Genomic DNA, 25,948 nt, shown 5'->3' on the forward strand with positions numbered 1-25,948 from the left:
CGTAAAATGGCGATAGTCACGCCGGTTATTGCAGCCAAATCCCGACGAGTGCCGCCAAGACGGCAATCGCTAGGAAGCCGTTCACAGAGATCAGCAACCAAGCCGGCAGTCGCTGAGTGTCGGGCCGCGGTGGGGCGATAGGAATCATTTCACGCCAGACCGCTGCAACGAAGCAGAAGCCGCTGAACAGGATCAGGACGGTTGCGGTCGCACCGGCAAGCCAGCCGGGCACGATGTTCTCAAGCAATGCGCGGGCGCCAATTCCTGCGGCTAGAGCGGCAAGCCCGGTACGGACCCAGGCTGCGTAGGTGCGCTCCGCTGCCATGACTGTTCGATCGGCAGCAAGCTCCGTGCGCCGATCGGCGCTATCTGCTTGCTGCTTGGCGCTATGCTCCAACCGGTCCGCACCGTGAACGAATGGGCCGTTGAAATCACGGGTCAATGACAGTCGTTCGTTGGCCATGGATGATCAACGATACCCACACGCTTTCAGCACATCGAATGTTAAAAAGGATCATGCCGAATAAGTTATCGAGGTTAGCAGATCCCCCGCCTTCACAGGTGTCAAAACCGGCTGGTTGCGGCACGAAACCTTTCTCGAAAACGATCCAGACCGTGCGAAAACTCCAACCCCGAATGTAGCGTACTAATATAGCTGCGTGTCGGTTGCCAGGTGATTGGCTATCTTGCGTCGCAGCCATATCTGGCGACGTTATGTTTCGAGCATCACGTCTGTATCGGGGGCGGCGGTGAGTTTTCGCACGGTCTGGATCGAATTTCGGGAATGTCCGGGTTGGGCAGGAAAGCGGAACGGCGGCTTTCGGGAAGGTGCTGGCGATGGCCGACATTCTGTGGCGCTGCCTCCTTTTACAGGAGTATCTATCGTTACATTCACACGCTCGGCGGTCTGCTACGATCGAACTCCATTTTGAAGATTCCGTCAGACCTCAAAACATAGGTGCAATGATGCCAATCTTCCTGACTCTCTTTAAGCATGTCACGCCTTAGGGCGGATAGAGCATCATTGACGGATCGGTTCATGGTTCTCTCACCTTCCACCCCCTCAACAAGCTTACCGTTGCACACGACATCGTAGCGCCTCTGTATCCAGTCGTCATGAACTTCTGCCACGATCCATACTTCGGATACAGAAGTCGCTAGCATTGGAGCAATTGCGAGGGCGATGCTCTCCAGCTGACGGCTACTTTCCATTTCTGCATTTACCTCCGATGCCAGATTATATCAGCGTAATCGCTTTTGCGATCCATTTTACCGCGCTTGCCCATTGGCCGTAACTAGACAGCTTTACCAATCCCGAGCGCCCCGATTGCAACTCATGTCTGGAAAGTTCCCCATAATCCCACTGAACGAATGACTACTACCGGGACTCCGAATTACTAACCCGAGCGTCCGGGTGTGGGCGTGAACGGCCCTGCCGTTTTTAAGCGCCGACTAGCCCCGCCAGTGTCGGAAAACACATGATAGCCGACACCCCTGACCTGGGCCTTCGCCGAACCACACGCGCCTCGGCCCATAACGATCGACAAACCCTGTCGCTTTGATAAAGTGTGCGACAACATGCTTTTGATGGTTTGTCGTACATGCTCGTCGGATATATGCGGGTATCGTCGGCTGACGATCGCCAAACGGTCGATCTCCAGCGGGACGCGCTAGTCGCAGCCGGCGTCGATCATCGGAATCTCCATACCGACAAGGCATCCGGCGCGCGCGACGATCGACCGGGCCTGAAAGCCTGCCTCGACTATCTGAACGCGGGCGACACGCTGATCGTGTGGAAGCTCGACCGGCTCGGGCGCTCGCTGCCGCACCTGCTGACGATCGTCACCGACCTGAAGGCGCGCGGCATCGCGTTCCGGTCGCTGACCGAGCAGATGGATACGACCACGCCGCACGGCGAGTTGCTGTTCTCGCTGTTCGGCGCATTGGCGCAATATGAGCGTGCGCTGACTCGCGAACGGGTGATGGCGGGACTGGCCGCTGCCAAACGCCGGGGACGCCAGGGCGGTCGCCCGCCGATGATCGACGCCGAAACGCTCGAGCGGATCACCGCCGCGCTGGATGGTGGGGCGAGCAAGGCGTCCGTCTGCCGGACCTTCAAGGTGCCGCGCTCGACCCTGCTCGGAACGCTGTCGCGGATCGGCTGGACCGCACCGGCCAAAGTCTGATTCGATGCCGCGTCGCGCCGTCCAGTCGGATGAGCAACGCGCGGCGTTGCTTGCGCTTCCCGACGACGAAACCCTGCTCGTCCAGCACTGGACATTGAGCCAGGACGATCTGGCTGTCATCGTGCGCCGGAGACGGCCGCATAACCGGCTCGGTTTCGCGATCCAGCTTTGCGCGCTGCGCTATCCCGGCCGCCTGCTTCGCCCCGGGGAACTGATTCCCGATACCCCGCTCGCATTCGTTGCCGAGCAATTGCAGGTCGAACCCGATGTGCTGGCCGACTACGCGACGCGCGGCCCGACCCGGTACGAACAGCTCGATGCGCTGCGCGACGCGTTCGGTTTCACGCCGCTCAGTCGGCCGCTGCGAACAACATTGCAGGAATGGCTCCTGCCGATCGCGCTAACGACCACCAGCGGGCCCCGGCTCGCGCGGGTGCTGCTGGATGAGTGCCGGCGACGGCGCATCATTGTGCCGGGCATCAGTTCCGTCGAGCGGATGGTCGCCCAGGCGTTGCTCGATGCCGAACGCCATGTTGCCGAGCATCTCACCCGAGGACTGGACGCCGGGCAACGCCAACTGCTCGACGCCCTTCTTTTGCCTCATGCCGGCACGAACCAGAGCGATCTGGCCTGGGTGCGGCAACCACCCGGCAAGCCGGGCCGCAAGACGTTTGCCGCCATCATCGAGCGATTGACACTGCTTCGAGCGATCGGGATCGATCCCGATATCGCCGCAGGCGTACATCCCGAACGCCTGCGACGCCTGTGCCAGGAGGGTGCGCGGCTGACCGCGCAGCACGTTCGGACGCTGCAAGCGACACGGCGTCGCGCCACATTGGTGGCGACCATACTTGAAACCATAGTGACGCTCACCGACGATGCGGTGCTGATGTTCGATCGCCTGCTGGGCCAGATGTTCCGGCGCGAGCAGAACAGCGCGGACACGGCGCTCAAGCGTGACCGACGTACCATCAACGGCAAAATCCGGTTGCTCGCCCGGCTCGGCGATGCCCTGCTTGCCGCCAGGGTGTCGGGTGGCGACATCGCCGCTGCGGTCGAAGCAACGATCGGATGGGACGATCTCGGCCGCGAGGTCGATGAAGCCCGCAAGCTGATCCGTCCCGATGCCGTCGATCCCGTCACGATCGCCGCCACCAATTACCCCGTCCTCAGACAGGTCGGTCCCTCGTTCGTCGCCTCGTTCACATTCGGGGCGGTGCCAGCCTGCCATGCGCTCGCGCGAGCGGTCGCGATCATGCGCGACCTTCATCTCGGCCGCCTACGAAAGATACCGACCGACGCGCCGGTCGGCTTCATCCGGCAGGCTTGGCGTCGGGGGATCGGCTCCGACATTCCGGATCGCAGGATCTATGAACTGTGCGTGCTGGTCGAGCTTCGCGACCGGCTTCGCGCTGGCGACATGTGGGTCGAGGGAAGCCGGCGATATCGTGCCGTCGAGCAGCAACTCATTTCCGGACGCGTATTCGCCACCATGCGCGCGGCTGGCCCATTGCCAATCCCGGCACCGGATACGGCCGGTGTCTGGCTGGCCGAACGACGCACCCGCCTTGCCCGTCGATTGGCCGAGGTCGAGCGAAAGGCGGAAACGGACGCGCTGGAAGACGTGCAACTCAGTCTCGGGAGGCTGCGGATTTCGCCGTTGAAGGCGGTCACGCCCGAGGAAGCCGATACCGCGCTTGCGCCACTCTATGCCCATCTACCCACGATCCGCATCACCGACCTCCTTGCCGAAGTCGATCGATGGACTGGGTTCAGCCAGTGCTTCACGCATCTGCAAAATGGGCTTGTCGCCGATGAACCACGCGCGATCCTGACAGCGGTACTCGCCGATGCCACCAACCTGGGCCACACGCGCATGGCGGAAGCCTGCAATTTTGTGACCCAGCGCCAGCTCGGCTGGCTCGCCTCATGGCATCTGCGCGAGGAGACCTACGGCCGCGCTCTCGCCCGGCTGGTCGATGCCCAGCACACCGCACCGCTCGCCGCCCTGTTCGGGTCCGGCACCTCATCCAGCTCGGACGGTCAGAACTTCCCGCTCGACCGACGCGCCCAGGCAACCGGCGCGGTCAATCCGCACAAGGGGACGGAGCCGGCCATCTCCTTCTACAGTCATATCTCGGATCGCTACGCGCCGTTCCATTCCACCGTTATCTCGGCTTCCGCGAGCGAGGCGGCGCAAGTGCTCGACGGGCTGCTCCACCACGGCGCCGATCTGCACATCGAAGAGCATCACGTCGATGGCGGGGGCGTCTCCGACCATGTGTTCGCGCTATGCCATCTGCTCGGATTCCGGTTCGCGCCGCGCATCCCAAACATCGCCGCACGCCGCTTGCACTTGTTCGACGGCATCGAACCCGGCCCCGATATCGCGCCGCTGGTTGCGGGCAGGATAGACGAAGGTCTGATCGCCGCGCACTGGGACGACGTGTTGCGATTGGGAACCTCGATCCGCACCGGCGTCGTCAGCGCATCGATCATGCTCGAACGGCTCGGCGCCTACCCGCGCGCCAACGGCTTGGCACTGGCATTGCGCGAGATCGGTCGCGTCGAACGCACGCTGTTCACGCTCGACTGGATCGAACAGCCCGAACAGCGTCGCCGCGCCACCCGCGAACTCAATAAGGGAGAAGCAGAAAATGCACTGAAACGCGCCATTTTCTTCCACCGCATCGGCCGTATCCGCGATCACGCGCTGCAAGCCCAGAGCCATCGTGCGAGCGCGCTTAATCTCGTCGCCGGTGCCATAGTCCTGTGGAACACGACCTACTTGCAAGCCGCCCGGATGCATCTCGCCAACCTTGGCCGACCGGTCCCGCCGGACTTGCTCCAACACCTATCGCCGCTCGGCTGGCAGCACATCAACCTCACCGGGGATTACCTCTGGACCGATCCCGATGCGCCGTCCACCGCGCTCAGGCCGCTCCGCCTCATGCGCGCCGTCGAAGGTCTGGCAAAACCTTAGCGTATATCTGGGTCCGTTCTATGTACCGACCCCAAGGATGAGGTCCTTAATTGTCTCGAACTCGCCGACGCGCGCGATTTTCTGCCGCGTCCGGCCTAAACGGGTGGTTTTCGCACGTTCGACCGTTAGCGTTCCCTCCAGCGCGTGGATGCTCTGCCAGACATCATGCTCGAACGTACCGGGCGCTTCCGATAGGAGGATGGCGTAAAGGCGAAGGTCCGCCGCGCGAGCCACCTCCAGCTCCCCTTTAACGCGTGCGTTCGTGGCAATCTGGCGGAGACTCTTTGGGTCGGTGCATCCCTGGATGGTCTGCAAGGCGCGAGCGACGGCTATGTTGGTCATGGGTCATATCCTGCCTGGGAAACGGAAAGGGCAGGGGCCTTCCACTCCCTGCCCTTGATGTCGATCAATCCAGCTCGAAGTGCTTGCGCAGCGAACGGAACGTCGTCTCCGTCACGGCATAGTGACCATAGCCGCGCTCGGCATTCTCCGCGCTCGTCCAATCATCCCACGTGAACAGGAAGGCGTGCTTGTCGCCCGTGATGGTGCGCGTCCGCTTGGTGACACGCCCCTGAAAGTGCCCGTAATTGTCGATCCCCGCCTCATTGAGTAGGTTGGCGGCGATCACCGGGCCATGCTCGGCGATCACTTGAAGCCCCGCAACGGTCTGCGGAGAGCAGCCCTGCATGAACTCGGCCACCTGTTCTGGCGTCAGGTCCACCACCTCCTCGAACTCGAACCCGTTGGCGTTCTGTGGCGTGGCCGATGACGCCGACGAACCAAAGAAGGTCGCAAGCAAATCCTGTCGCGTTGCCGGTTTGAGTTTGATAAGATCGGTATCGTTGATGATGATCTGCATGGTAGCCTCCATTGGGTCAGAGTGACATTTGAGGCGGTGAACTGATCCTTCACCGCCTCAATACCGCATTTGGGCTTCAGCCTTGGCGGCGTCAAGTGGCGATCTCGCGTCCCCAAAAATATTTTGATGAGGTGAGCGCGTGGTTTGGGCGCTGCCCCCCCCCAAAAAAAATTGGCGGCAAAGAAGAACCCCGCAGAAAACCGACACCGACGATACGATGCGCCGAACGGTGCATCTCCCCTGTTCCCTTTCCGTTCCTTCGCGCGTTACAAGGGCGTGAAGGGAATCACCATGCTGCCGTTGATGCAGCCGGTGCCGATTGCCGAGGTGCCGAGGGGAATTCTTCTACGCATCGTCGGTGCAGCCGGCGCTGGCTTTCCAAGCCCTGCCCAAGATTGGCAGGAAGACGCGATAAGCCTGATCGAGCTGTTGAGGCTCGATCGAGCCGCGAGCTTCGTATTCCGCATTAGCGGCAGCAGCATGATCGAGGCCGGAATCTACGATAACGATGTCGTGGTGGTCGACCGCGACACTCGCCCCGCACAAGGGCATATTGTGATCGCGATCGTCGATGGTGGCTTCGTTTGCCGCCAGCTTGTTGAGCGGCGCGGCGGGGCATTCCTCGAGGCCCGTAACAGCCAGCAATGCTACGAACCGACGTCGGCCGAAGGCGTGGAAATATGGGGCGTCGTGCGGACAGGCGTCCGCGACTACCGGCGCTAGACGGTATGTCGTGGGCGATCGTCGATGTCTCCAACTTCTATGTCAGCGCAGAGCGCCTGTTCGATCCGAGCCTGCGAGACGTGCCCGTCATTGTCCTGTCCAACAATGATGGCTGTGCGGTCGCGCGTAGCGAGGAAGCCAAGGCACTTCACGTCCGGATGGGCGATCCGGTCTTCAAAATTCGCGATCGGATCAAGCGCCACGGTATCCAGCTTCGATCGAGCAACTATGAGCTGTATGCGGACCTCAACCGACGCTTCAACGCCGTTATCGCCGATTACTCAGATGTGGTGGAAGTCTACTCGATTGACGAGAGTTTCTTCCGCCTCCCGGTGCTGCCGAACGGCCTCGGCGACGTAAAGACCGCGCACCTGGTCCGCGACGACATTGCGCGATCGGTCGGCCTTCCGACCCGAATTGGGCTGGGACCGACGCGTACCCTATCGAAGGTTGCGAACGCCTTGGCGAAAGCGACTGAGAAGATTTGGGGGGGCGTGGTCGACCTGCACGACGTCGAGCTGCGCCGGCGACTATTCGAGCAATGGCCGGTTGGGGAAGTATGGGGGATCGGAGGCGCGCTCGAAGCGCGGCTCCGGCCTCTCGGCGTGAAGACGACCGCGGACCTGGCTGCGTTGCCGCCCGCTGTCGCTCGCGACGTAGGGACGGTCGTGCTGGAACGTCTCGTGCGAGAGCTGGGCGGGGTCGAGTGCGACGACTTCAAGGTGTCGCCAGAACCGCTGAAGGCGACTGCGGTCACTCGCCAGTTCGGCGAGCCCGTCACCGCGCTCGACGAGCTGCGTGAGGCTATGTCGCGGCGCGCGGCGCGAGCGGCTGAGAAGATACGAGCGCAAGGGCTCGCGGCGAGCCGATTAATCGCGTTCGCGCATGGATCTCGATACCGCGCCAACCCACCATCAGCGTCACGATCGGCGCGGCTATCTCCTCCGACAAACGATCCCCGCGTCATCGTTGGGATCGCGGCGAAGATGATGGAGGCGATGTATGAGCCTGGAGGCGTCTATACGAAATGCGGAGTGCTGCTGGAGGGCCTGACGCCGGAGGGGCTGGGGCAATCGGACCTGTTCTCGGCTCCCGACCCTAAGGCACCGGCCCTGCTGGCGGCAATGGACGGCCTCAATGATCGGTTCGGGCGAAACACCGTCATCCTTGCCGCGCAAGGGTGCGGCGCGCGATCATCAGATACGAAGCGGTCGCAGAAGAGTCCGGCATGGACGACTCAGATCGGAGAGATACCTATCGCTCGATAGGTGTGTCACATGGCACACCTACCCCCTCCCGATAGAAATTACCTAATGGGATCGCGAAGACCAACTTCCCAAAGAGCCTGCATCTGACTCGGCGGATTTAGTAAACACCATATTTTGCGCACGATAGTATCACGCAGCTTCGCCATTTCTGGATAATCGTAAACGCAAACCATAGATTCGAACAGGATGCGCTTCTCACGATACTCGGCACTAATACTTGGGTCGGCTAAGACTTTTTCTATTGCGCGTTGATCCTTCATCCAATTTGTGACAAGCGTTCTTACAGACGGAAAGTCTGAAAGGGTCTCAAACTTTTTCACGTTGTCGACCTCGTTCACCAGATGGTATCCAAGAAGCTGACCGTCGCCCTCGAAAATTGAGTCGGCAATCCGTCCAGCCACATGATCAAAGCCCTTGCTTCGCAAATCTGTTACGAACAGATCTTTTCGACCATTTAAGATGTTCTGTGCGAGAAATTTACATTCGCGCAGCTCCGTTCCTAGAGGGATTGCAAATTGATCCCCCTGCTGCTTGTCGAGGCGCATCGCGATTTCGAGGTCTCGGATTGCCTCGCCGAATAGGAGGCGCCAGCGGTATATCTTGGCCCGGTTGATCAGCGGCGCCGGATTTGGGTTCGCCTCGTAGGACTTTGTATAGAGCGCTATCGCAGCGGTGGTGCGGTACTCGCTCGCCGCGTTCATTCCTTGCTCGAAAAGCTGCTGACCGGCTTCGTATGACGATGATTGGGGCGTTCCGCCTCCGAACAATTTCCGAAACACTGCTGCACCACCCCGAGCAAATTATATCCTGGTAAGAACCTACGTCGTGATCCGGAACGTGTCACTCTGGGTCTGTCCTCTCGGCGATCAGCCGACCAACTCGGCGCTCGGCGTCGTCACCTGCTCAGTCATCGGGCCATCATACGGCCGTACCAATGCAAGCGCCTCGTCATGTGAACCGTCGAGCCAGGTGGTGAAGTCACACGGATTAAGGATCGCTGGCATCGCCTTGGGATGCCACGGCGAGACGATCGCGTTCGGCGACGTCGTGGCAAAGGCGTAGGCTTCGCCACGCGCGGTCGGTCGCCACAAACCGGCGAAGAAACTGATGGGCTGATCGGGGAGTGAAAACCACATTTGAAGGGGCTTGCCGTCATCGCCCATGCCGCCCTCCGGGTGCGGCTCGGCGAAGTGCGTAAACGGTACGAGGCAGCGCCGATCGGCGCTGGCGAGCGACGGCCGCCACATTGGCGACGCGAGATTGCGTGCGTTGGTCACATACTTGTCCAGCTTCACCGCTGGATCGCGCTCGCTCGGCACCTGGGTCGGAAAACCCCACTCCATCGCAACCGGATCCAACGGCCGGTTGCCCTGCGCCGATCGTCGCACGACCAGGCCATGCCGCGCGGTCTTCTTCCCCGTAGGGAAGATCTCGCGCGGCACCGGGTATGTTTCGTCCTCAGGATAAGGCGGCTCGAAGCCGCACGCGCGCATGACAGACGCCTGTTTCGCCGAAAGCCGATACCTATTGCACATGCTGTCCTCCCAGAGGGGCCGGTCAGCGGCCCCGCTCTTTCTGTTGTGGCGGGGGGACCGCGGCCCGATCGGGAACGCGGCCGATCTCCGCATCGAGGGCACCGCCCGTCTTAATGCGATCGGCAACGAGCTGGCGGGTCGAATCCCCGATCGTGCTGACCATACGGACGCTTTCTCCCCGATCGCGCGCCGTCTTTATGGCGGCGTCGACGATCGCCTGAGCGGGTGCAAGGCGCGGGTCCGCGTTGTTCTTTTCCGGGGTGTTCTTCAAGAACAGCTCGGCCAACCGCTCCTGTCCCGGCGAGTGGCCGGGGGGGAGCGCGTGCCGCTCAAGGGAGCGGACCGCCTTTTGAAGCTGCGCCGGTTGCTGGGCGTTGATCTGCACGCCTAGCGCAGCTCCGATCTCCCGCACGCGCTCAAGCGGCGACTGCTCCTTGGTGATGACGGCATCGACCTGTCGAACGCCGAGATAGGTGAGAAGGTGGGACTGATAGACTGGCCCTTTGGCGTGTCTGACATAGGCAAGCTCGGTGCGCGCGTTCGCGATGGTCGCGGTAGGTGCGCCGTCCTTTATCAGACCGCGAAGTCGGTCGGCCGCCTGCTGGCGGGCGGCGGGTAGGTAGCGTTCCAGTTCTTCACGAACCTTGCCGAGCGTCATCCGATAGCGTTGCCCTTCGGGCGGCGCACGCTGGGGGAGCATTGCGATCCCGGCGCGACCGATGCGCGCCTCGGGCGCGAGGTCGCGCCGGATCGCCGCGCCGGCGAGGACCGCGGCCATCCCACGATGATCGCCGGTCAAGAAACCATGCCGCGAAGCGTCCATCCATGCTGTCTTGTCGATCGAAGCGATGCGGATCGGGTGGCCCGCGTCGCGCGCGAGCTGCGCGGCGTGATGGCGCATCGTGCGGCCATTCCCTTCGCGGAAAGGGTGAATGGCGTTGATCTCGTTGATGTGGTTGCCGAGCCTGTCGAAAAACTCGTCTCGAGGAAGCCCGCGAAGGCCGTTCTTCGCCCCTACGTCAGCGAACAGTTTGTCGAGTTCGCGCGCGATGTAGGGCACGTGCGCGAAACGCGCACCGCCCTTGGCGGTGTCGACGGTGCGGTCCTGGCCCGCCCATTCGTAGAGGTCTTGGAAGAGATGCTTATGGAGGCCACGGTAGCCCTCGGCCGTCGCTGGAAAGGCCAGGCGCGAGGCTTCCGCGCCGCGCGCCTGTGTAAGCCGCCGCTCGGCCTCTGTGAGCGTCTTATCATCGGTGATCCCAAGCCGGTTCCGAAGCGTGTCGGTGCCGGGATAGGTATAAGGATCGTTCGCCAAGGTCAGGCGGCGATCTGGCTGGTTCCTGGTTTGTAGAGGTCGAGGATGATCGACGGCATCAGCGCGGGAGGCACACCCTCGTCAAGCATCAGCGCGAACATCGCATCCTCGGCCTCAGTCGGCGTCATGTCCTCGATGACGAGGTTGGCCCGCGACTCCGAAACGTCGTCGCGCCAAAGGGCGATCTGCTCCGGGGTACCGCGATCGAAGGCCATCGAGCGAATGCGACCGCGAAGCGCCTCAAGATCGATGTGGACCATCAAGTCATCTCCTTTCCCCATTAACCCTACGCTTTCTACGGCGATTCCTCAACAAATCACTTGGGCTTGGGGATCGCGACACATCGCGATCCGCGCTCCGACGAGCGCGGATCGCTCCAGGCTCCAAACCTCAATATTCACTCGCGAGCATGATCGTCAGTACGCGCTTGGTCCGCTGCTCATCCCACGGCGCGTCACTGCCGAAGGTGAGGCTGTTATCGTAGTAATCCAGTTTCCAGAACACGGTCGTTGCAATGGTCTTCTCATCACTTGGCCGCTGCTGCGTCCATTCCCCGGTCGCTATGCGATAGATCGCCCCGAAGTCATGCTCCCCATAAGGGTCATTGTTGCCGTCAAATTGCGTGAAGCTCACAATCTGCACGAGCGCGGCGAAACGGTCCGCGTCGGGGAGGGACTGAAAGCCCATCGTCACGTTGGCGATCGATGCCGTGCCCGGCTTGGCGCGGGCATCGTCGTTGAGGCGGCGGATGGTGTCGAGGTGTTCGGGATTGCGCATGACTGATCCTCCTTCTGGCATGGGCCGCAAGGCCACGGCCTGCGGCCCTGCCGTTCCGGCGAGGAACGGGATGGGGAGGGAGGGCGAGAATCTACCGCTGGCGCGGGCGAGCCGCCCTAGCACGGCCGGAGCGGAGCGCCGGGTGCCGTGCTTGGCGGATTACACGGGCGGTCGATTGTCGTTCGGGAACGAAAGGGCAGAACCCTTGGCGTTCCCCTCCGCGCCGATCGTGGCGGCGATCGGCGACATCAATGGGGAGGGGGCGCGAGGAGGCATCAGACGCAACGCTACTTACTTATGCAGTGATCAGTAATAGTGGCTGAGCATGCCGGATAATCGTTAGACTGTTCGGGCAGTGCCTGCACCACTTCCGACTTAGGCGCAAAAGTGATTGGCCGTCTGATAGCAACCTTCGGTCGAGATGGCGCACTCCCACGGTCAGCTCGCCGCGTCGGCTGGCCATCAGTCACACTATCCGGCGTCGTTGCTTCCGATTGATTAACGGTTAAGCGCGAGGACGAAGCGTCTTCACTCAATGCTCGCAATTGGGGCCAGAAATGAACAACGGCGATAAGGAACGCGGCAACCACGACCCATTTTAGAAAACTCCCGCGACGAGCGCGCGGCTGATAATCGGAGGGTGCATCTCGGTAGCGAGGCTCCGAGTTGTTTTGACGGGGCGTACCTGGGCGGCCTTCGCTCCTCTGCCCACGCGCCGCCTCTTCGATTTCCCGATTGTGGCGCTTTAGCTCCTTTTGCGCACTCGCCTCAGCGTTCTTACGTGCCCGCTCGCGCTCGTCTTGGCGTCGCTGGTCTTCTCGCCTTTCGCGATCATGCTTCCACTCTTGCTGTTGTCGGCGAAATCGCTCGTCACTGCTTTCCATTCTTCCCCCTACCAGATGGTCGCGATGGCAGACCGCGTCCCATAAGTCATCCGCGAGACGGTGCCCGCAATATTCGGAGTGTTGCCCGCGCTTCTAGCATTCTGGTAGCCGGAGGAATTATCGAAGGTCAGCGTTGTCCAGAAGCCGCTGGCCGAAGCCGACCGCGTGTCGGCGGTGATACAGCCGACTCCGGCTCACTAACCGCTTCCGCCTTCCGAGCTCGCAGCGTGTTTTTGGTGATGCGTCTTACCTCGACGCCGATCATATGCCTACTCAGCCGCTTAGCAATCAACTCCGGATCGCCATGGCCGGCTCGCACCTTCGGCTGCGCGTTCTTCCTTTCACCAGTAGCCTTCTCCGCTCGGCGAATTTTCGCCAGCCGCTGCTCCTCGGCCTGCCGTTCCTCATGCTTTCGCTGCTTGGCGGACTTCTGCTCGGCAACCAGCTTTTTCGTTTTCTTTGAAACGATGGGCTTGGCTTGCTTAGCGCTTTTTGTAGATCCCGAGCCCCACCCAAACCAGCTGAAATTCAAGAGCGACGATCCGCCGTTATATCCGCCTTTCCCCATCAGGCTTGCTCGTTCAGCTTCACGTCCACGTCGAGCTCTTCATCCTCTTTTTCAAATCCCTCTGGCAGTTCGCGCAACGCTTCCCATCCATACAACGTGCCCGGATCTTCCCTGTCGCTGTCGTCCCAAACTTTGACCAAACCAGTGTAAAGCCCGTCGTCATAACCAACCAGCACACTTCGAACCATGGTCCGCGCAGCGTCCTGTCGATCTCGGGTCATGATCTTGCTAGCTGCCTCTTCACCTACGTCGTCGATTATCTTGGCAAGAAATACACCCATCACGGTCTCCCTGATTTCCAAGTCTGCATCGACGGGTGCAGGTTGGCAACGACGTCAATTCCATAGAACCCGGGCCGCCCCCATAAGCCACGTCCACTCGGCACGCGTGGCCTGCTGATCACAGTGGCGGATTGCCGCCGATTTTCTGCTTTCGTTCTCGAGTCGACTGACTCATAGAATCGTCATGCCGATCATGGCCGAACATCGCTGGCTTTATCCAATCGATTGGCCCGAACTGTCGAAGCTGATCCGCTTCGGCCGCGCCAAGGGACGATGCGAGCATTGCCAGCGTCCGCACGGTCAGCGTGTGTTTCACCTGGGCGATGGCCGCTGGTGGGATGCCGATCGATGCTTATGGCGCGATGGACGGGGACGGCGCACGCGAGCGCCTGCCGCGGGCGTCGCGGCGATCGTGCGCATCACGCAGGTCTATATCGCGTGCGCGCATTTGAACCATGATCCGACTGACAACGTGCCGCGCAACCTCGCCGCGCTCTGCCAACGGTGCCACATGATCCATGACGCGGCCGAGCATCGGCGCCGGCGATGGTTTAACGCCTACCGGCGACGCGCCTTGGGCGATCTGCTCGCGCGGCTCGACGCGGCGTCTGCCGGATCGGGTGTGCCACGTGGTACACCGTCAGCGGTTCTAGCAATCTAGATCCGCTGCGCACGCCCATTTTCAGGTTGGAGTGCCATCCTGCTATTGGTTGTTAAGCTGGAAAGGCGTATATCGGAGTCGGTCTCGTATCGACGTTAGTCCGATGCACCATCCTGAGCCCGTCGAGCTGCTACTCGACGGGCTCAAACTTTATGGCATCAAAAAAAAGGGACGGGAACCCTGCTAGGCCCCCGCCCCCCGTCAAGGTCGAATTACTTCTTCCCCAACGTGACGATCGCGACGACCAGCGAGATGCCGGCCAACACGACCATGATGGTCTCGAATGTTGTCAATCCAATACACCTCCTTTGACCGGCGAGATTGCGGGGGAGCTGCTACATCCGTCCGCTGCCGGTCGAGGACCATTCTACCCGATCTCCGCACGTTCTGACGATAATTCCCTGACTCGATCGGTCACATTGTCGTGAAGTCGCCCAGGCGCCGCCCGGCCTTGGTCGGGCGGCGCCGCGCGGTTCCGCCAGGAAACGCAGGCGCGCCCGCCCTGCAAGGCAGGGCGGGCGCGCTGGCGACGGGGCCGCGCCTGGGCGCAACGGTGGAAAAAGGGGGCGATTTACACCGCCCCCCCGATCTTCACGCCGTTTCGTCGTCGGCCATCTGGTCATCCTCCACACCCTCAAAGCCGTCACCGTCCATGTCGGGGTCGAAGCTCGTCGGGTCCCGCTCGGGCTGGTCGAACGCGCCGATCTTCATCGGGGCGGGAAGCCAATTGCCGGGGAGCCGTCCCGACAAGTTGACGGCAAGGTCCGCCTTCTTCTTGATGCTCGCGCAATTCTCGGCGCTCGGGGCACCGCATTCTTCGCGCAGCAGGTTGATCATCGCGGCGCGCCGCATCTTGTCGAACAGGCCGATCGGAGCGGACCAACGCGCGGCAATGTCCACGCCACTCGCGCGCGCGATCTGCTCGAAATGGTGATGCCGGGTGCCGGGGGAGCCGCCCGCGCACACCGTGCCGTCCACGGTCATCGCGACAAGCCCGGCAAGCAACGCCATCTTGTCGTCGGCTTCCATGCTGCGGATCGCCTCAAACCGGCCTTCGGCGGGGATGGAAGCGAACCGGGTCGCCATCGTTTCCTCAACCGGACGAACATCGCTCGTCGCCATTAGCTCGTCGGGAACGTCGGTCACAATCGTTTTGGCCTGAACCTCAAGCGCCATCTGGAAGCTGTGTGCGCCGTGGAGCAACTGGCCTGCAAGGCTGTCCAGCATGATATCAAGCGCCAGCGCCGGGTCGGTGGCAACGGCTTCCTGCACAATCTGCGTCTTGATGCGCGACAAGTCCGCGAACAGGCTGTTGCTGTATAGCGGTGCCGGGCCGTCGCTGATGGTCTTGGGCTTCGGCTCGGCCTTGGCACGATAGAAGCTCTTGCCGAGCGAACCGTCATGGGAAACCCAAAGCGCCACGCCCCCGATTGCCACCTGTTCGGCATTGAAGCCGCGAAGCCCCCCGGCGATCGCGTCGCGCTCGTGGGAAAGCGGTTCGATGCGCTCGCTATCCTCGCCCTCGCCCTCGGCAATGGCCTCGATCTCGGTATTGATCGCGGCAAGCCGCTCGGCCTCGGCCTCGGTCGGCTCTCGGGTCGCCGGATACATAATACCCTTCATGTAAAGGTCGTGGGGCCGGTCCAGTTCGGCGCGAACCTCATGCCAACCGATCGCGCGATATTCGGCGGCGATGCCGTCCAGCATTTCCTCTGCCAGTTCCTGCACAAGCTCGGGCTGGTCGGCGTAACCGGCGTCGTCCTGCGAAAACAGGTCCGGCGTGATGGTCCCGCCCTTGGCCTCATACGCCTCGCGCCCGATGAACAGGAACGCGCCGTGGGTGGTCGCGACCTTCTCGGTGGTGAGCATCCGGCGGATGGTGTGGGCTTGGCCGTCCGCCGCTTTGCAGACCTTAATCTGCAGGTCGTGATCGTCGGTGAGGGTGAGCGCGCGCGCCGCGTCGAGCGATAGCTGATCCTTGGCGATAAGGTCGATCAACGAAGGTGCGAGCGCGGAAAGGCGAAGCATCTTATAGACGAAGCTGACCGCGACCCCGGACCGGGCCGCGATATCCTCGGCGGACATGCCGGTATCGCGGAGCGCACCATAGGACCGGATGCGGTCGGCGGGGTGCATGTCCTCGCGCTGCTCGTTCTCGATCAACGAAAGCTCGATGGCTTCGCTCTTGTCCCGTACCTCGACGGGGAAGGTGTCGCTTTTCTTGATCCGCTTACGCTTCGCCAGCAGCTTTAGACCCCGGTAGCGCCGTCCTCCGGCGAACACGTAGAACAGGCCGTCTTCCTCGTAGGCGACGAGGTTCTGAATGAGGCCGTGCGCGTCGATATCGTCGGCCATGCTCTCGATGGCGGTGGGCTTCACCTGCCGCTGATTGAGCGGGGAAAGGCGAAGCTGCGACAGTTTGGGATAGGTGATAGCCATGATTGAAAACTCCTGATCTGAATCAAGTTCGATGATGGGCGAGGGTAAGCCTTCGAGGGCCGCGAGTTCGTCAAACTCGACAGATGCACGTGTCGCGCCGTCGCCCGCGTAGGTCGCGCCGGTGCGCGGATAGAAGAAAACACGTTCGCCCTTGGCGTAGGGAATGCCGTCCGCGCTGGTCCCGTCAGACTTCGCGCGCTTCCAATACGGATCGCCCTTGTATCGGGTGTAAGCCATTGTCCTGTCTTCCTTTCCTTCGAGGCTGAAAGCCGGTTGCCGCAGCAACCGGGTCTGCCTCTCCGGCGAGGAGCGGGATGGGGAGGGAGGAGGAAAATCGATGGCCTGGTGCGGGCAGGCCGCTTAGCGCGGCCGATACCCCTTAGGGTGTCGGGTGCCGCGCTTGGCGGACCACACGGGGCTGTCTATTTTCCTTCGGGAACGAAAGGGCAGCAGCCCTTGATGTTCCCCGCGCTGGCGGACCTCCGGGGGAGGGCCGTAGCGCCACAAATTTGCGTCGCGCGCATGCGCGTCCGTAGGTGTGCCACGTGGCACACCTCACGCGAGGATCGTTACCCGAATGGGACGAGACGCCTCGGGCGGCTCGGTCGGCCCCTGTGGGCCGATAGAGCCGTGTCCGTCCGGACCGCGCACTACTCCCTTGACGCTCCGTTCTGATGGGAATAGAAACTAATCGCGTCGCCTATATATCTCCATATAGTTTGGCGATGGTCGTGAGGGATAATCTGGTGCTGGAAGGCTCGACAGGATTGAAATGGGGCGTCGAACGGCGCCTCGAGTTCATCGAGTTTCGCCTTTTCTGGGAGGGGGGCGTCAACCGATCGGACATCATCAACATGTTCGACGTGTCTGTGCCGCAAGCCTCCAAGGATCTGACGCTCTATCAGGAACATGCGCCGCAAAACGCGATCTATGACAAAAGTGCTAAGCGTTACGTCGCGAGCGCTAAGTTCGCGCCACGCTTTCTTACGCCCGATCCTGGCAGCTATCTGTCTCGGCTTCGATCAGTGGCCGAAGGCTTGGTCGATCTTTCAGATTCCTGGATCACGCAGGTTCCCGACACCGATATTGCCCTGACGCCACGCAGGGACATCGATCCTGATGTGCTTCGGGCAGTGTTAAGCGCAGTACGTGATCGCAAGTCCGTTGACGTTCACTATCAGTCGATGAGCAAGGAGAGGCCCGATCCAGCTTGGCGACGGATCACTCCCCATGCTTTCGGCTATGATGGCTTTCGTTGGCATGTCCGTGCGTATTGTCACGTGACCAACAGGTTCAAAGACTTCCTGCTGTCACGGATATTGGGTGTCGGTGAAATGGCTGAAGGCGGCTCCGACCCGCTCGACGACGTTCTGTGGCAGGAGCGTTTCGGCGTGGAAATCGGACCTCATCCCGATCTGACCGACAGCCAGAAGGCGGTCGTTTCCAAGGATTACAGCATGGAAGGTGGCGCGGCCGTCCTGACGGTGCGCTACGCCATGCTGTTCTATGTCTTGAAGCGGTTGGGGTTGCTGGACGACGCAACGAAGCGCCCTGCGCGCAGCCAGCACATCGTCGTCACCAACTGGAACGACACCGAAGCTGCGCTGCGAAAAGCGGAGTACGCGGCATGAGCACGGTCATAGAGCCGGCAGGGGGTTGGCGTGGCTAAGCTTGAAGAGATCCGCAACGGCGCATCCGTGCGCGGCATCGCCTCGTCGCAGGTGGTGCAGATCCTGTCCGTCGACTGGATCGGCGACCAGGCGATGAACGTCGTTTATCGGGATCTGGACGGCGCCGTCGCCGAGGCCGTGCTTTATCGAGACGACGAACATCGCCTCCATGTCGAGGTGAACGGCCGACCATGGTCATTCGATGGCGACGGTGCGCTGCTGCGACTCGTCACCGAGGCGAACCGGATCAAGCTCGCTCACTATTTCGATCCCTATCTGGCAATCCACACCAGCTTGGTCGATCCGCTGCCTCATCAAATTTCGGCGGTTTATGGCGAGATGCTGCCGCGTCAGCCGCTGCGCTTCCTGCTTGCTGACGATCCCGGCGCGGGCAAGACGATCATGGCTGGCCTTTTGATCAAGGAGCTGATCGCTCGCAGCGACCTAGAACGCTGCCTCGTCGTCGCGCCAGGCAGCTTGGTTGAGCAATGGCAGGATGAGCTGGGCCAGAAGTTCAATCTCGAGTTCGACATTCTGACCCGCGACATGATTGAAACGTCGCGGTCGGGTAATCCGTTCGAGGATCGTCATCGGCTCATCGTGCGCCTCGACGTACTGGCTCGCAACGAGGAGCTTCAAGCCAAGCTCGCAAGCGCGCGGGAATGGGACCTGATCATCTGCGATGAGGCGCATCGCATGTCGGCGACCTACTTCGGCGGCGACGTCAAATACACCAAGCGCTACCAGGTGGGACAGAAGCTCGGTGAAGCCTGCCGTCACCTCCTGCTGATGTCGGCAACGCCGCACAACGGCAAGGAAGAGGACTTCCAGCTTTTCATGGCGCTCCTTGATGGCGATCGCTTTGAGGGGCGCTTCCGCGACGGCGTGCATTACGCCGACACTGCGGACATGATGCGTCGTCTCACCAAGGAAGAGTTGCTTCGCTTCGATGGGCGGCCGCTCTTCCCCGAGCGCCGCGCCTACACCGTCAAGTATCAGCTTTCCGAGCTTGAGGCAGCGCTCTACACCGCTGTTACCGAGTACGTTCGCACGGAGATGAACCGTGTGCAGCGGTTCGCAGAAGGGGATGGCAAAAAGCGCAACAATGTCGGCTTCGCGCTGCAGATCCTGCAGCGCCGCCTCGCCTCCTCGCCGGCAGCGATCTACCAGTCCTTGAAGCGGCGCCGCGAGCGGTTGGAAAACGAGTTGGGCGAAGCGCGTCTGGCGAGCGCAGGCCGCAGGGTCGGCATTGCCGCGCCGGACGTCAACGCAGACGTCCTCAGGAACATCGACGAGTACGGCCAGGATGAAATCGACGATCTTGAGGAGTTGATCGCGACCGGCGCGACGACCGCAGAAACGGTCGAGCAGCTCGCCTTAGAGGTGGAAACGCTCAAGGGCCTTGAGACGATGGCGCTCGGCGTCCTGCGGTCCGGCCTCGACGCCAAGTGGTCCCAGCTCAATAGCATTCTCGACGATGATCTAATGGTCGATGCCGACGGCAATCGGCGGAAACTGATCATTTTTACAGAACCGAAGGACACGCTGCACTACCTCCTCGACAAGGTTCGAGCCCGAATCGGCAACCCCGATGCGGTCGACGTGATCCACGGCGGTGTATCGCGGGAAGAGCGGCGCAAGGTCATCGAACGGTTCATGCAGGACCGCGATATGCTGGTGCTGATCGCCAATGACGCGGCCGGGGAAGGTGTGAACCTTCAGCGCGGCCATCTGATGGTCAACTACGACCTGCCGTGGAATCCGAACAAGATCGAGCAACGGTTTGGACGCATCCATCGGATCGGTCAGACCGAGGTCTGCCATCTGTGGAATATTGTGGCGGCAGACACGCGGGAAGGCGAGGTCTATGCGCGATTGCTCGAGAAGCTCGAGGCCGCGCGCGAGGCGTTGGGCGGTCGCGTCTATGACGTTCTAGGCGAGCTTTTCGAAGGCACCGCGTTGAAGGATCTGCTGTTTCAGGCGATCCAGTACGGCGAACAGGAGGATGTGAAGGCGCGCCTCTTCCGCCAGGTCGACGGGGCTGTCGATCAGGATCATTTGCTGGAGCTGCTGCAACGGCGTGCGCTCACCAACGACACCATGCCCGAAGCCAAGGTGCAGGAGCTTCGTTTGGAGATGGAGCGCGCCGAGGCGCAGCGCCTTCAACCGCACCACGTCCAGAGCTTCTTCGTGGAGGCGTTTCAGCACCTTGGTGGCCGTATGAAGCGGCGCGAAGAAGGGCGCTGGGAAATCACCCACGTGCCGGTTCGCATCCGCGAGCGCGATCGTCAGATCGGCACGGGCGCTCCGATCCAGAAGAAGTATGAGCGGATTTGCTTCGAAAAGAGCCGGATCAACCAACAACCCGTCGCGACCTTTGTCTGTCCGGGCCATCCACTGCTCGAAGCCGTGATCAGCGTCGTGCGCGAGCAATACGAGCAGATCATGCGCCAGGGAGCGATCTTGGTCGACGATCTGGATACCGGCACCGCGCTGTCGGCCGTGTTCCTCCTTGAACACAGCATTCAGGATGGCAGGACAACCAGCGCCGGCAAACCGCATGTAGTATCCGAACGGCTCCAGTTCGCCGCAATCGACAAGGCGGGTCGCGCCGTGAACGCGGGTATCGCACCACATCTTAACCTGCGGCCCGCAACACCTGACGAAATCGCCAGCGTTCGCCCGTTCTTGGACGAGGATTGGCTGACGACGGAGCTTGAAAAGACGGCCGTTCAGTTCGCGACCGTGGAGCTGGCGCAGGCGCACATCGCGGAGGTTCGCGCCCGACGTCTTCCCGAGATCGAAAAGGTCGAGCATGAAGTCCGAGCGCGCCTCAAGAAGGAGATTAACTACTGGGATTCGCGCGCCTTTGAGCTGAAGGAGGAGGAGAAGGCCGGTAAGAAAACACGTCTCAGTTGGCAAAACGCTCAACGCCGCGCCGAGGATCTGGCCGAGCGTCAAAAACGCCGCATGGGGCAATTGGAACAGGAGCGTTTCATTTCATCCCAACCGCCGCGGGTACGTGGTGGAATGGTGGTGATCCCGCGCGGCCTGTTGGACGCTCAGGCTTCGTCCGGACCTGGCCCACTCGACGGCGCACCTCAAGGTTTCGCAACCGATGCGGCTGCCCGGCGCCTGATCGAACTGGCGGCTATGGAGGCTGTGATCGCGACGGAGCGGACTCTCGGAAACGTCCCGACCGACGTATCCGCGCAGAAGATCGGCTACGACGTTGTTTCCTACGATCCCGCCACCAAGCACCTCCGCTTCATTGAGGTGAAGGGACGGATACAAGGCGCGGACACCGTGATGATCACGCGGCAGGAGGTGATCACGTCGCTCCACGAGCCTGACAAATACATCCTCGCTGTCGTCCATGTAGAAAACGGACAGGCAGGCGCGCCGCGCTATGTCCGCGGGGCCTTGTCGGATCATGAGCCTGCGTTCGAGCATACGGCGATACAGTTCAATCTGGCCCGCCTTATGGAACGGGCGGAGGCTCCCCGATGATCACCAAGGCGCTTATCATCACCGATCCCTGGATCGGCTATCTCCTCGATGGTTCGAAGACGTGGGAAATGCGCTCGTCCGGCGCCTCGCACCGTGGTTGGTTTGGCCTGATCCGCAAAGGCACAGGGGCGATATACGGCATCGCACGTCTAGTAGACGTTGGTATGCCGTTATCGCCCGAACAGATGGTTCTCGCGCATCAGCACCATCGCATTCCCCCGTCGATGATCCGCTCCGGTGCGGTCGCAAAGTGGAACGTGCCTTGGAAATTGTCGGAAATCCGTCGCTTGGCCTACCCAGTGCCATATACTCACAAGAGCGGTGCCGTAACGTGGGTGGAGCTAGATTCCCCAGCTATAAGTGGCATTGCTGCTCAAGTCGGCGATCTTGGCCCCGCATCCTCCGCAGTGAGGCAGCCAACGGCAGTGCACGTCGCAGCGCCGCAGGGAAGGGTCGCATGATCATCAAGGATTTCGCTATCCTAGCGCCTGTGCCCTTGGAACACCTTCAGTCCGGTGTTCATATCGCTCATGACACTGGGTTCGTGGCCTTTGGTTCACGCAAATGGGAGCTTTTTCGGAAGATCGACGAAATGCGCGCCGGAAGCCCTGTGCCCGTCCTGATCTACCCCTCCCACGAAGACGTACCGACCAACGCGAGTTTCGTTGTATCGTGGAAAGGGTGGTATCTCGGATCAGAGGAAGCCCCGAAGGGCCGGCACTCAACTGGAATGGTGCACCGTCCCCCGACCACCGGACAGTACGAGGGCGACAATCAGGGTCATTGGGCCGTATTCTGGCATGTCCAAAACCTGATCGAGCTGCCGCCAGCACAGCGACTTCCGATCTCGTCGATTCAAACCATCAAGGGTGGCTGGCGAAAAGAAGCGCCGCCACGGGGGCCTGAGCTGGTCGCTACGCCCTCAACGATAGAGTTTCAGCTATGATGACAGCGCCGACATACAAAAGGAAAATTGTCGAGTTCCCCATACCGCTTGGGGCGATCAGCTCAAACTCGCGAGTGTTCTCGCCAGATCAGGAATAACCGCATGAGTGAAGAGGATTTAATCAAAGCGCGGTCTGCCCATTCCGTTGTGTATTCTTTTTTTAATCGTTGGGAGGAACCGCTTAGATCGGAAAAGGTCCGGGTCTTCTTTAGGAAGCGGTTTCCGTCGAAGCTGCCTAACCGGGTCTACTTCTACATTGGCGCGCCAGTTAAGTCGGTGATCGGAAGCGCCAGAGTGAGCGAAATCAAACGGATTTCTGTAAAAGAAGCTCTCGATCTGTCGAGCCTTGGCTGCATACCGAAAACCGAGTTGGCAGGTTATCTTGGAGATCGGGAGTCGGTCGGGGCGATATACCTAGATGACTTCGCGTTTTTTCTTCGCCCCGTCGGATTAACCGAAATTGAAAATGCAATATCCTTCTCACCGCCTCAGAATTTTCAGAATCTGGACGCTGATGAAGAACGAGTGCTTAGGGAGTTGGGACGTTGATAAAGAAGAAACTTATCGAGGTTGCCATTCCACTCGAAGCCATAAATCTCGCGTCCTCACGCGAGAAATCGATCCGGCATGGCCATCCGTCTTCGCTTCATCTTTGGTGGGCGAGGCGTCCACTCGCAACGTGCCGTGCAATTCTTTTCGCGCAGTTGGTAGACGATCCATCAAGTCGACCGGATGAGTTCCCAACGCCGGAGGAGCAGGACGCAGAGCGACGTCGGCTCTTTTTGATCATCGAGGATCTCGTCAAATGGGAAAACTCCACCAACTCTGAGGTATTGAGCCGAGCACGAAACGAGATACTCCGATCATGCGGCGGTGCGTTGCCCTCCATCTATGATCCATTCTCGGGCGGAGGCTCTATTCCGCTAGAGTCTCAGCGGCTAGGCTTGCCAACCTTCGGCTCAGATTTGAATCCTGTCGCCGTTACTATCGGCAAAGCGATGATTGAAATTCCGCAGAAATTTAGGGATCGTGAACCCATCCATCCTGGGATTCAGAGCCTCAACCACTACCGCGACGCAAGTGGGATAGCGGAGGATGTCAGGTTCTACGGTGATTGGATGATCGCCGAGGCGGTGAAGCGTGTAGGCCATTTTTACCCGTCCATTGACCTCCCCAAAAGCTACGGCGGCGGCAAAGGGACAGTGATTGCATGGATCTGGGCTCGCACTGTGCCGAGCCCTGATCCAGCGTTCGGCAACTCGCCCGTGCCAATCGCATCGAGCTTTCAGCTCAGCGCAAACATCGGAAAGGAAGCCTGGATCGAGTGCATTGCAGACCGCTCGAGCAAGGCTGTGAGCTTTCAGGTTCATATGGGCGGGACCTCGGCTCAGCTTACGAAAGCCAAAACCGGTACAAAGGTTGGGCGCGCTAATTTCCGGTGCGTTCTTTCCGATGCGGCGATCGACACAGCGTACATCCGAAAGGCCGCGCTCCGTGGCGATCTCGGCGCGCAACTGATGGCCGTCGTCGTCGAAGGTCCAAGGGGAAGGGTCTATCTGGCACCGACGCCAGAGCATGAGCGGATAGCGTCTGAGGCAAATCCAACTTGGAAGCCAACAGGGCGCGTCCCCGCCCCGTCGCATGACGTGGATCGACTGCCAATGTACGGAATGCCGACTTGGGGCGATGCGTTTTCAAATCGCCAGTTGCTAATCCTCAGCACGCTCAGCGAACTGGTTCACGAGGCCCGCCTTGTCGTTAGGAAGGATGCCGTCGCTGCTGGACTCTCGACCAATAGCCAAGGGCTGGCATCCGGCGGCGTTGGGGCTGATGCATATGCAGACGCGATAAGCGTCTACCTCGCATTTCTTGTTGGACAGCTCGCCAACCACAGCTCGACGGTCTGTGGTTGGAATAGCCCCAACGAACAGATGCGCTCAACCTTTGCACGCCAAGCCATCCCCATGACGTGGGATTATGCGGAAGTAAATCCATTCAGCTCGTCAAGTGGAAGCCTTAAAAGTCTTTTTGATAGGATGGTGAAGGGTTTCGAGACTCTCGGAAGCGTTTCCGGTCAGAGCAGTATCGCCAATAGCGACGCTCAGACCGTTCTTTACCCAAACAACGTAGTTATATCTACAGACCCTCCATACTATGATAATATTTCTTATTCAGATGTGTCTGATTTCTTTTTTGCGTGGATGAAGCCTGCGCTAAAGGACGTGTTTCCCGATCTGTTCGGTATGCTCGCCACTCCTAAAACAGAGGAGCTTGTCGCGTCCACGGACCGACATGGTGGCAAGGATGCTGCTGAGCATTTCTTCTTGAACGGTATGTCTGCTGCCATAAAGAACATGGCTGATAACTGTAATCCAGATTTCCCGACTACAATTTATTATGCCTTCAAGCAGAGCGAGATTGCGAACGAAGGCGTTAGTTCTTCCGGATGGGCAACCTTTATCCAAGCAATAATTGGTGCCGGATTCGCCGTTGTGGGCACGTGGCCGGTCCGAACGGAAAAGCCTGGGCGAATGGTGGCGGTCGGCACCAACGCGCTGGCAAATTCCGTTGTGCTCGTCTGTAGAAAGAGGACGGACGATGCCGAAGTGGTTACCCGGGCCGAGTTTCTACGTGCCCTGAAACGCGAGCTGCCGCCTGCCATCCGCGACCTTCAGGCCGCGAACATCGCTCCTGCGGACATGCCTCAGTCGGCGATTGGTCCCGGAATGGGCGTGTTTTCTCGCTTTAGCGCCGTATTAGAATCGGACGATAGTCCGATGTCGGTGAAGGCAGCGTTGCAGCTAATCAACAAGGAACTCGACGAATACCTTGGTGGCATACAGGGCGAATTCGATCCTGATACTCGCTTCGCAATAACCTGGTTTGAACAGAATGGTGTTAAGGCCGGTGACTATGGGACGGCAAATAGTATTGCCCAAGCGCGTGGTATTTCCGTTGATAGCGTCAAACATGCTGGTATCGTTGAAAGCTCTGCGGGGAAGGTAAGAATAATCGGCCGTGGCGAACTGGATCTATCGTGGGATTCGGAGAGCGATAGTCATCTTACCGTCTGGGAATGCTGCCAACATCTTATCCGAGCACTCGAAACGGACGGTGAGCAGGCCGCAGCGTTGCTCATGAAAAAGCTTGGCTCCGAAATGGCAGATACGGTCAAGGATTTGGCATATTGCCTCTACGGCATCTGCGAAAAACGGTCAGATTCTAAGGAAGCGACCTCTTACAATGGGCTGATCGCTGTCTGGACGGAGCTAACCCGGCAGGCGGCAGCGATACACGACGTGGGTGGGGATCGTCAGACCCGCTTGGCACTCTGAGGGGACGA

General features: G+C 60.5%; 22 protein-coding genes. 11 read left to right on the forward strand and 11 right to left on the reverse strand.

Annotation, left to right across the window (positions count from 1 at the left end):
• Positions 1-25 precede the first annotated feature (25 nt).
• Positions 26-463: a DUF202 domain-containing protein gene (locus AC1ME3_RS19965; RefSeq protein ID WP_056019268.1), complete on the reverse strand. Its 438-nt coding sequence runs from the start codon at positions 461-463 to the stop codon at positions 26-28.
• A 1,138-nt stretch (positions 464-1,601) separates the two neighbouring features.
• Between AC1ME3_RS19965 and AC1ME3_RS19970 the strand changes: the two genes are divergently transcribed.
• Positions 1,602-2,186, forward strand: coding sequence for a recombinase family protein (locus tag AC1ME3_RS19970; RefSeq protein ID WP_037535053.1), 585 nt, complete (start codon positions 1,602-1,604; stop codon positions 2,184-2,186).
• Positions 2,187-2,190: 4 nt separating this feature from the next.
• Positions 2,191-5,169: a Tn3 family transposase gene (locus tag AC1ME3_RS19975; protein ID WP_480956142.1), complete on the forward strand. Its 2,979-nt coding sequence runs from the start codon at positions 2,191-2,193 to the stop codon at positions 5,167-5,169.
• A gap of 18 nt (positions 5,170-5,187) precedes the next feature.
• On the opposite strand, the gene AC1ME3_RS19980 is transcribed toward AC1ME3_RS19975, so the two are convergent.
• Together AC1ME3_RS19980 and AC1ME3_RS19985 are read right to left on the reverse strand one after the other, a co-directional pair.
• Entirely contained in the window at positions 5,188-5,511 is a 324-nt protein-coding gene (locus AC1ME3_RS19980) for a hypothetical protein (RefSeq protein ID WP_480956143.1), read from the reverse strand.
• A gap of 64 nt (positions 5,512-5,575) precedes the next feature.
• Positions 5,576-6,028 carry a hypothetical protein gene (locus AC1ME3_RS19985; RefSeq protein ID WP_480956144.1) on the reverse strand — a complete coding sequence of 151 codons (453 nt, stop codon included), beginning with the start codon at positions 6,026-6,028 and terminating at the stop codon, positions 5,576-5,578.
• A 291-nt stretch (positions 6,029-6,319) separates the two neighbouring features.
• On the opposite strand from AC1ME3_RS19985, the gene AC1ME3_RS19990 reads away from it, so the two are divergent.
• Positions 6,320-6,751, forward strand: coding sequence for a LexA family protein (locus AC1ME3_RS19990; RefSeq protein ID WP_480956145.1), 432 nt, complete (start codon positions 6,320-6,322; stop codon positions 6,749-6,751).
• A 5-nt stretch (positions 6,752-6,756) separates the two neighbouring features.
• Positions 6,757-8,019, forward strand: a complete 1,263-nt coding sequence (locus tag AC1ME3_RS19995; RefSeq protein ID WP_480956168.1) for a Y-family DNA polymerase — start codon at positions 6,757-6,759, stop codon at positions 8,017-8,019.
• Between the two features lie 38 nt (positions 8,020-8,057).
• Here the strand turns inward: AC1ME3_RS19995 and AC1ME3_RS20000 are convergent, their stop codons facing one another.
• The 7 genes from AC1ME3_RS20000 to AC1ME3_RS20030 form a co-directional block, all read right to left on the reverse strand.
• Complete coding sequence (locus AC1ME3_RS20000; protein WP_480956146.1) at positions 8,058-8,798, reverse strand: hypothetical protein; 741 nt, start codon at positions 8,796-8,798, stop codon at positions 8,058-8,060.
• A gap of 87 nt (positions 8,799-8,885) precedes the next feature.
• On the reverse strand, positions 8,886-9,554 hold the full coding sequence (locus tag AC1ME3_RS20005; protein WP_480956147.1) for an SOS response-associated peptidase: 669 nt from the start codon (positions 9,552-9,554) through the stop codon (positions 8,886-8,888).
• 22 nt (positions 9,555-9,576) lie between these two features.
• Positions 9,577-10,869 carry a Fic/DOC family protein gene (locus AC1ME3_RS20010; RefSeq protein ID WP_480956148.1) on the reverse strand — a complete coding sequence of 431 codons (1,293 nt, stop codon included), beginning with the start codon at positions 10,867-10,869 and terminating at the stop codon, positions 9,577-9,579.
• Positions 10,870-10,871: 2 nt separating this feature from the next.
• Positions 10,872-11,129, reverse strand: a complete 258-nt coding sequence (locus AC1ME3_RS20015; protein ID WP_480956149.1) for a hypothetical protein — start codon at positions 11,127-11,129, stop codon at positions 10,872-10,874.
• Between the two features lie 130 nt (positions 11,130-11,259).
• Positions 11,260-11,646, reverse strand: coding sequence for a DUF3768 domain-containing protein (locus AC1ME3_RS20020; RefSeq protein ID WP_480956150.1), 387 nt, complete (start codon positions 11,644-11,646; stop codon positions 11,260-11,262).
• Positions 11,647-12,657: 1,011 nt separating this feature from the next.
• On the reverse strand, positions 12,658-13,098 hold the full coding sequence (locus AC1ME3_RS20025; protein ID WP_480956151.1) for a hypothetical protein: 441 nt from the start codon (positions 13,096-13,098) through the stop codon (positions 12,658-12,660).
• Entirely contained in the window at positions 13,098-13,379 is a 282-nt protein-coding gene (locus tag AC1ME3_RS20030) for a hypothetical protein (protein ID WP_480956152.1), read from the reverse strand. Before AC1ME3_RS20030 ends, AC1ME3_RS20025 begins: the two co-directional genes overlap by 1 nt.
• Before the next feature lie 184 nt (positions 13,380-13,563).
• Here AC1ME3_RS20030 and AC1ME3_RS20035 point away from each other — a divergent pair, with 184 nt between their 5' ends.
• Positions 13,564-14,040 carry a hypothetical protein gene (locus AC1ME3_RS20035; protein ID WP_480956153.1) on the forward strand — a complete coding sequence of 159 codons (477 nt, stop codon included), beginning with the start codon at positions 13,564-13,566 and terminating at the stop codon, positions 14,038-14,040.
• A gap of 591 nt (positions 14,041-14,631) precedes the next feature.
• Here AC1ME3_RS20035 and AC1ME3_RS20040 read toward each other — a convergent pair.
• Positions 14,632-16,764: a ParB/RepB/Spo0J family partition protein gene (locus tag AC1ME3_RS20040; RefSeq protein ID WP_480956154.1), complete on the reverse strand. Its 2,133-nt coding sequence runs from the start codon at positions 16,762-16,764 to the stop codon at positions 14,632-14,634.
• 482 nt (positions 16,765-17,246) lie between these two features.
• Between AC1ME3_RS20040 and AC1ME3_RS20045 the strand changes: the two genes are divergently transcribed.
• The 6 genes from AC1ME3_RS20045 (at position 17,247) to AC1ME3_RS20070 (ending at position 25,940) form a co-directional block, all read left to right on the forward strand.
• Positions 17,247-18,110 carry a helix-turn-helix transcriptional regulator gene (locus tag AC1ME3_RS20045; RefSeq protein ID WP_480956169.1) on the forward strand — a complete coding sequence of 288 codons (864 nt, stop codon included), beginning with the start codon at positions 17,247-17,249 and terminating at the stop codon, positions 18,108-18,110.
• 30 nt (positions 18,111-18,140) lie between these two features.
• Positions 18,141-21,659 carry a helicase-related protein gene (locus tag AC1ME3_RS20050; RefSeq protein ID WP_480956155.1) on the forward strand — a complete coding sequence of 1,173 codons (3,519 nt, stop codon included), beginning with the start codon at positions 18,141-18,143 and terminating at the stop codon, positions 21,657-21,659.
• Positions 21,656-22,120: a hypothetical protein gene (locus AC1ME3_RS20055; protein WP_480956156.1), complete on the forward strand. Its 465-nt coding sequence runs from the start codon at positions 21,656-21,658 to the stop codon at positions 22,118-22,120. The genes AC1ME3_RS20050 and AC1ME3_RS20055 overlap by 4 nt, the downstream gene beginning before the upstream one ends.
• Positions 22,117-22,605, forward strand: a complete 489-nt coding sequence (locus AC1ME3_RS20060) for a hypothetical protein (RefSeq protein ID WP_480956157.1) — start codon at positions 22,117-22,119, stop codon at positions 22,603-22,605. The genes AC1ME3_RS20055 and AC1ME3_RS20060 overlap by 4 nt, the downstream gene beginning before the upstream one ends.
• Before the next feature lie 102 nt (positions 22,606-22,707).
• Entirely contained in the window at positions 22,708-23,154 is a 447-nt protein-coding gene (locus AC1ME3_RS20065; protein WP_480956158.1) for a hypothetical protein, read from the forward strand.
• Complete coding sequence (locus AC1ME3_RS20070; protein ID WP_480956170.1) at positions 23,154-25,940, forward strand: DUF1156 domain-containing protein; 2,787 nt, start codon at positions 23,154-23,156, stop codon at positions 25,938-25,940. The genes AC1ME3_RS20065 and AC1ME3_RS20070 overlap by 1 nt, the downstream gene beginning before the upstream one ends.
• The last annotated feature ends 8 nt before the right edge of the window (positions 25,941-25,948 follow it).

The organism is Sphingomonas sp. BL2 (assembly GCF_056680015.1).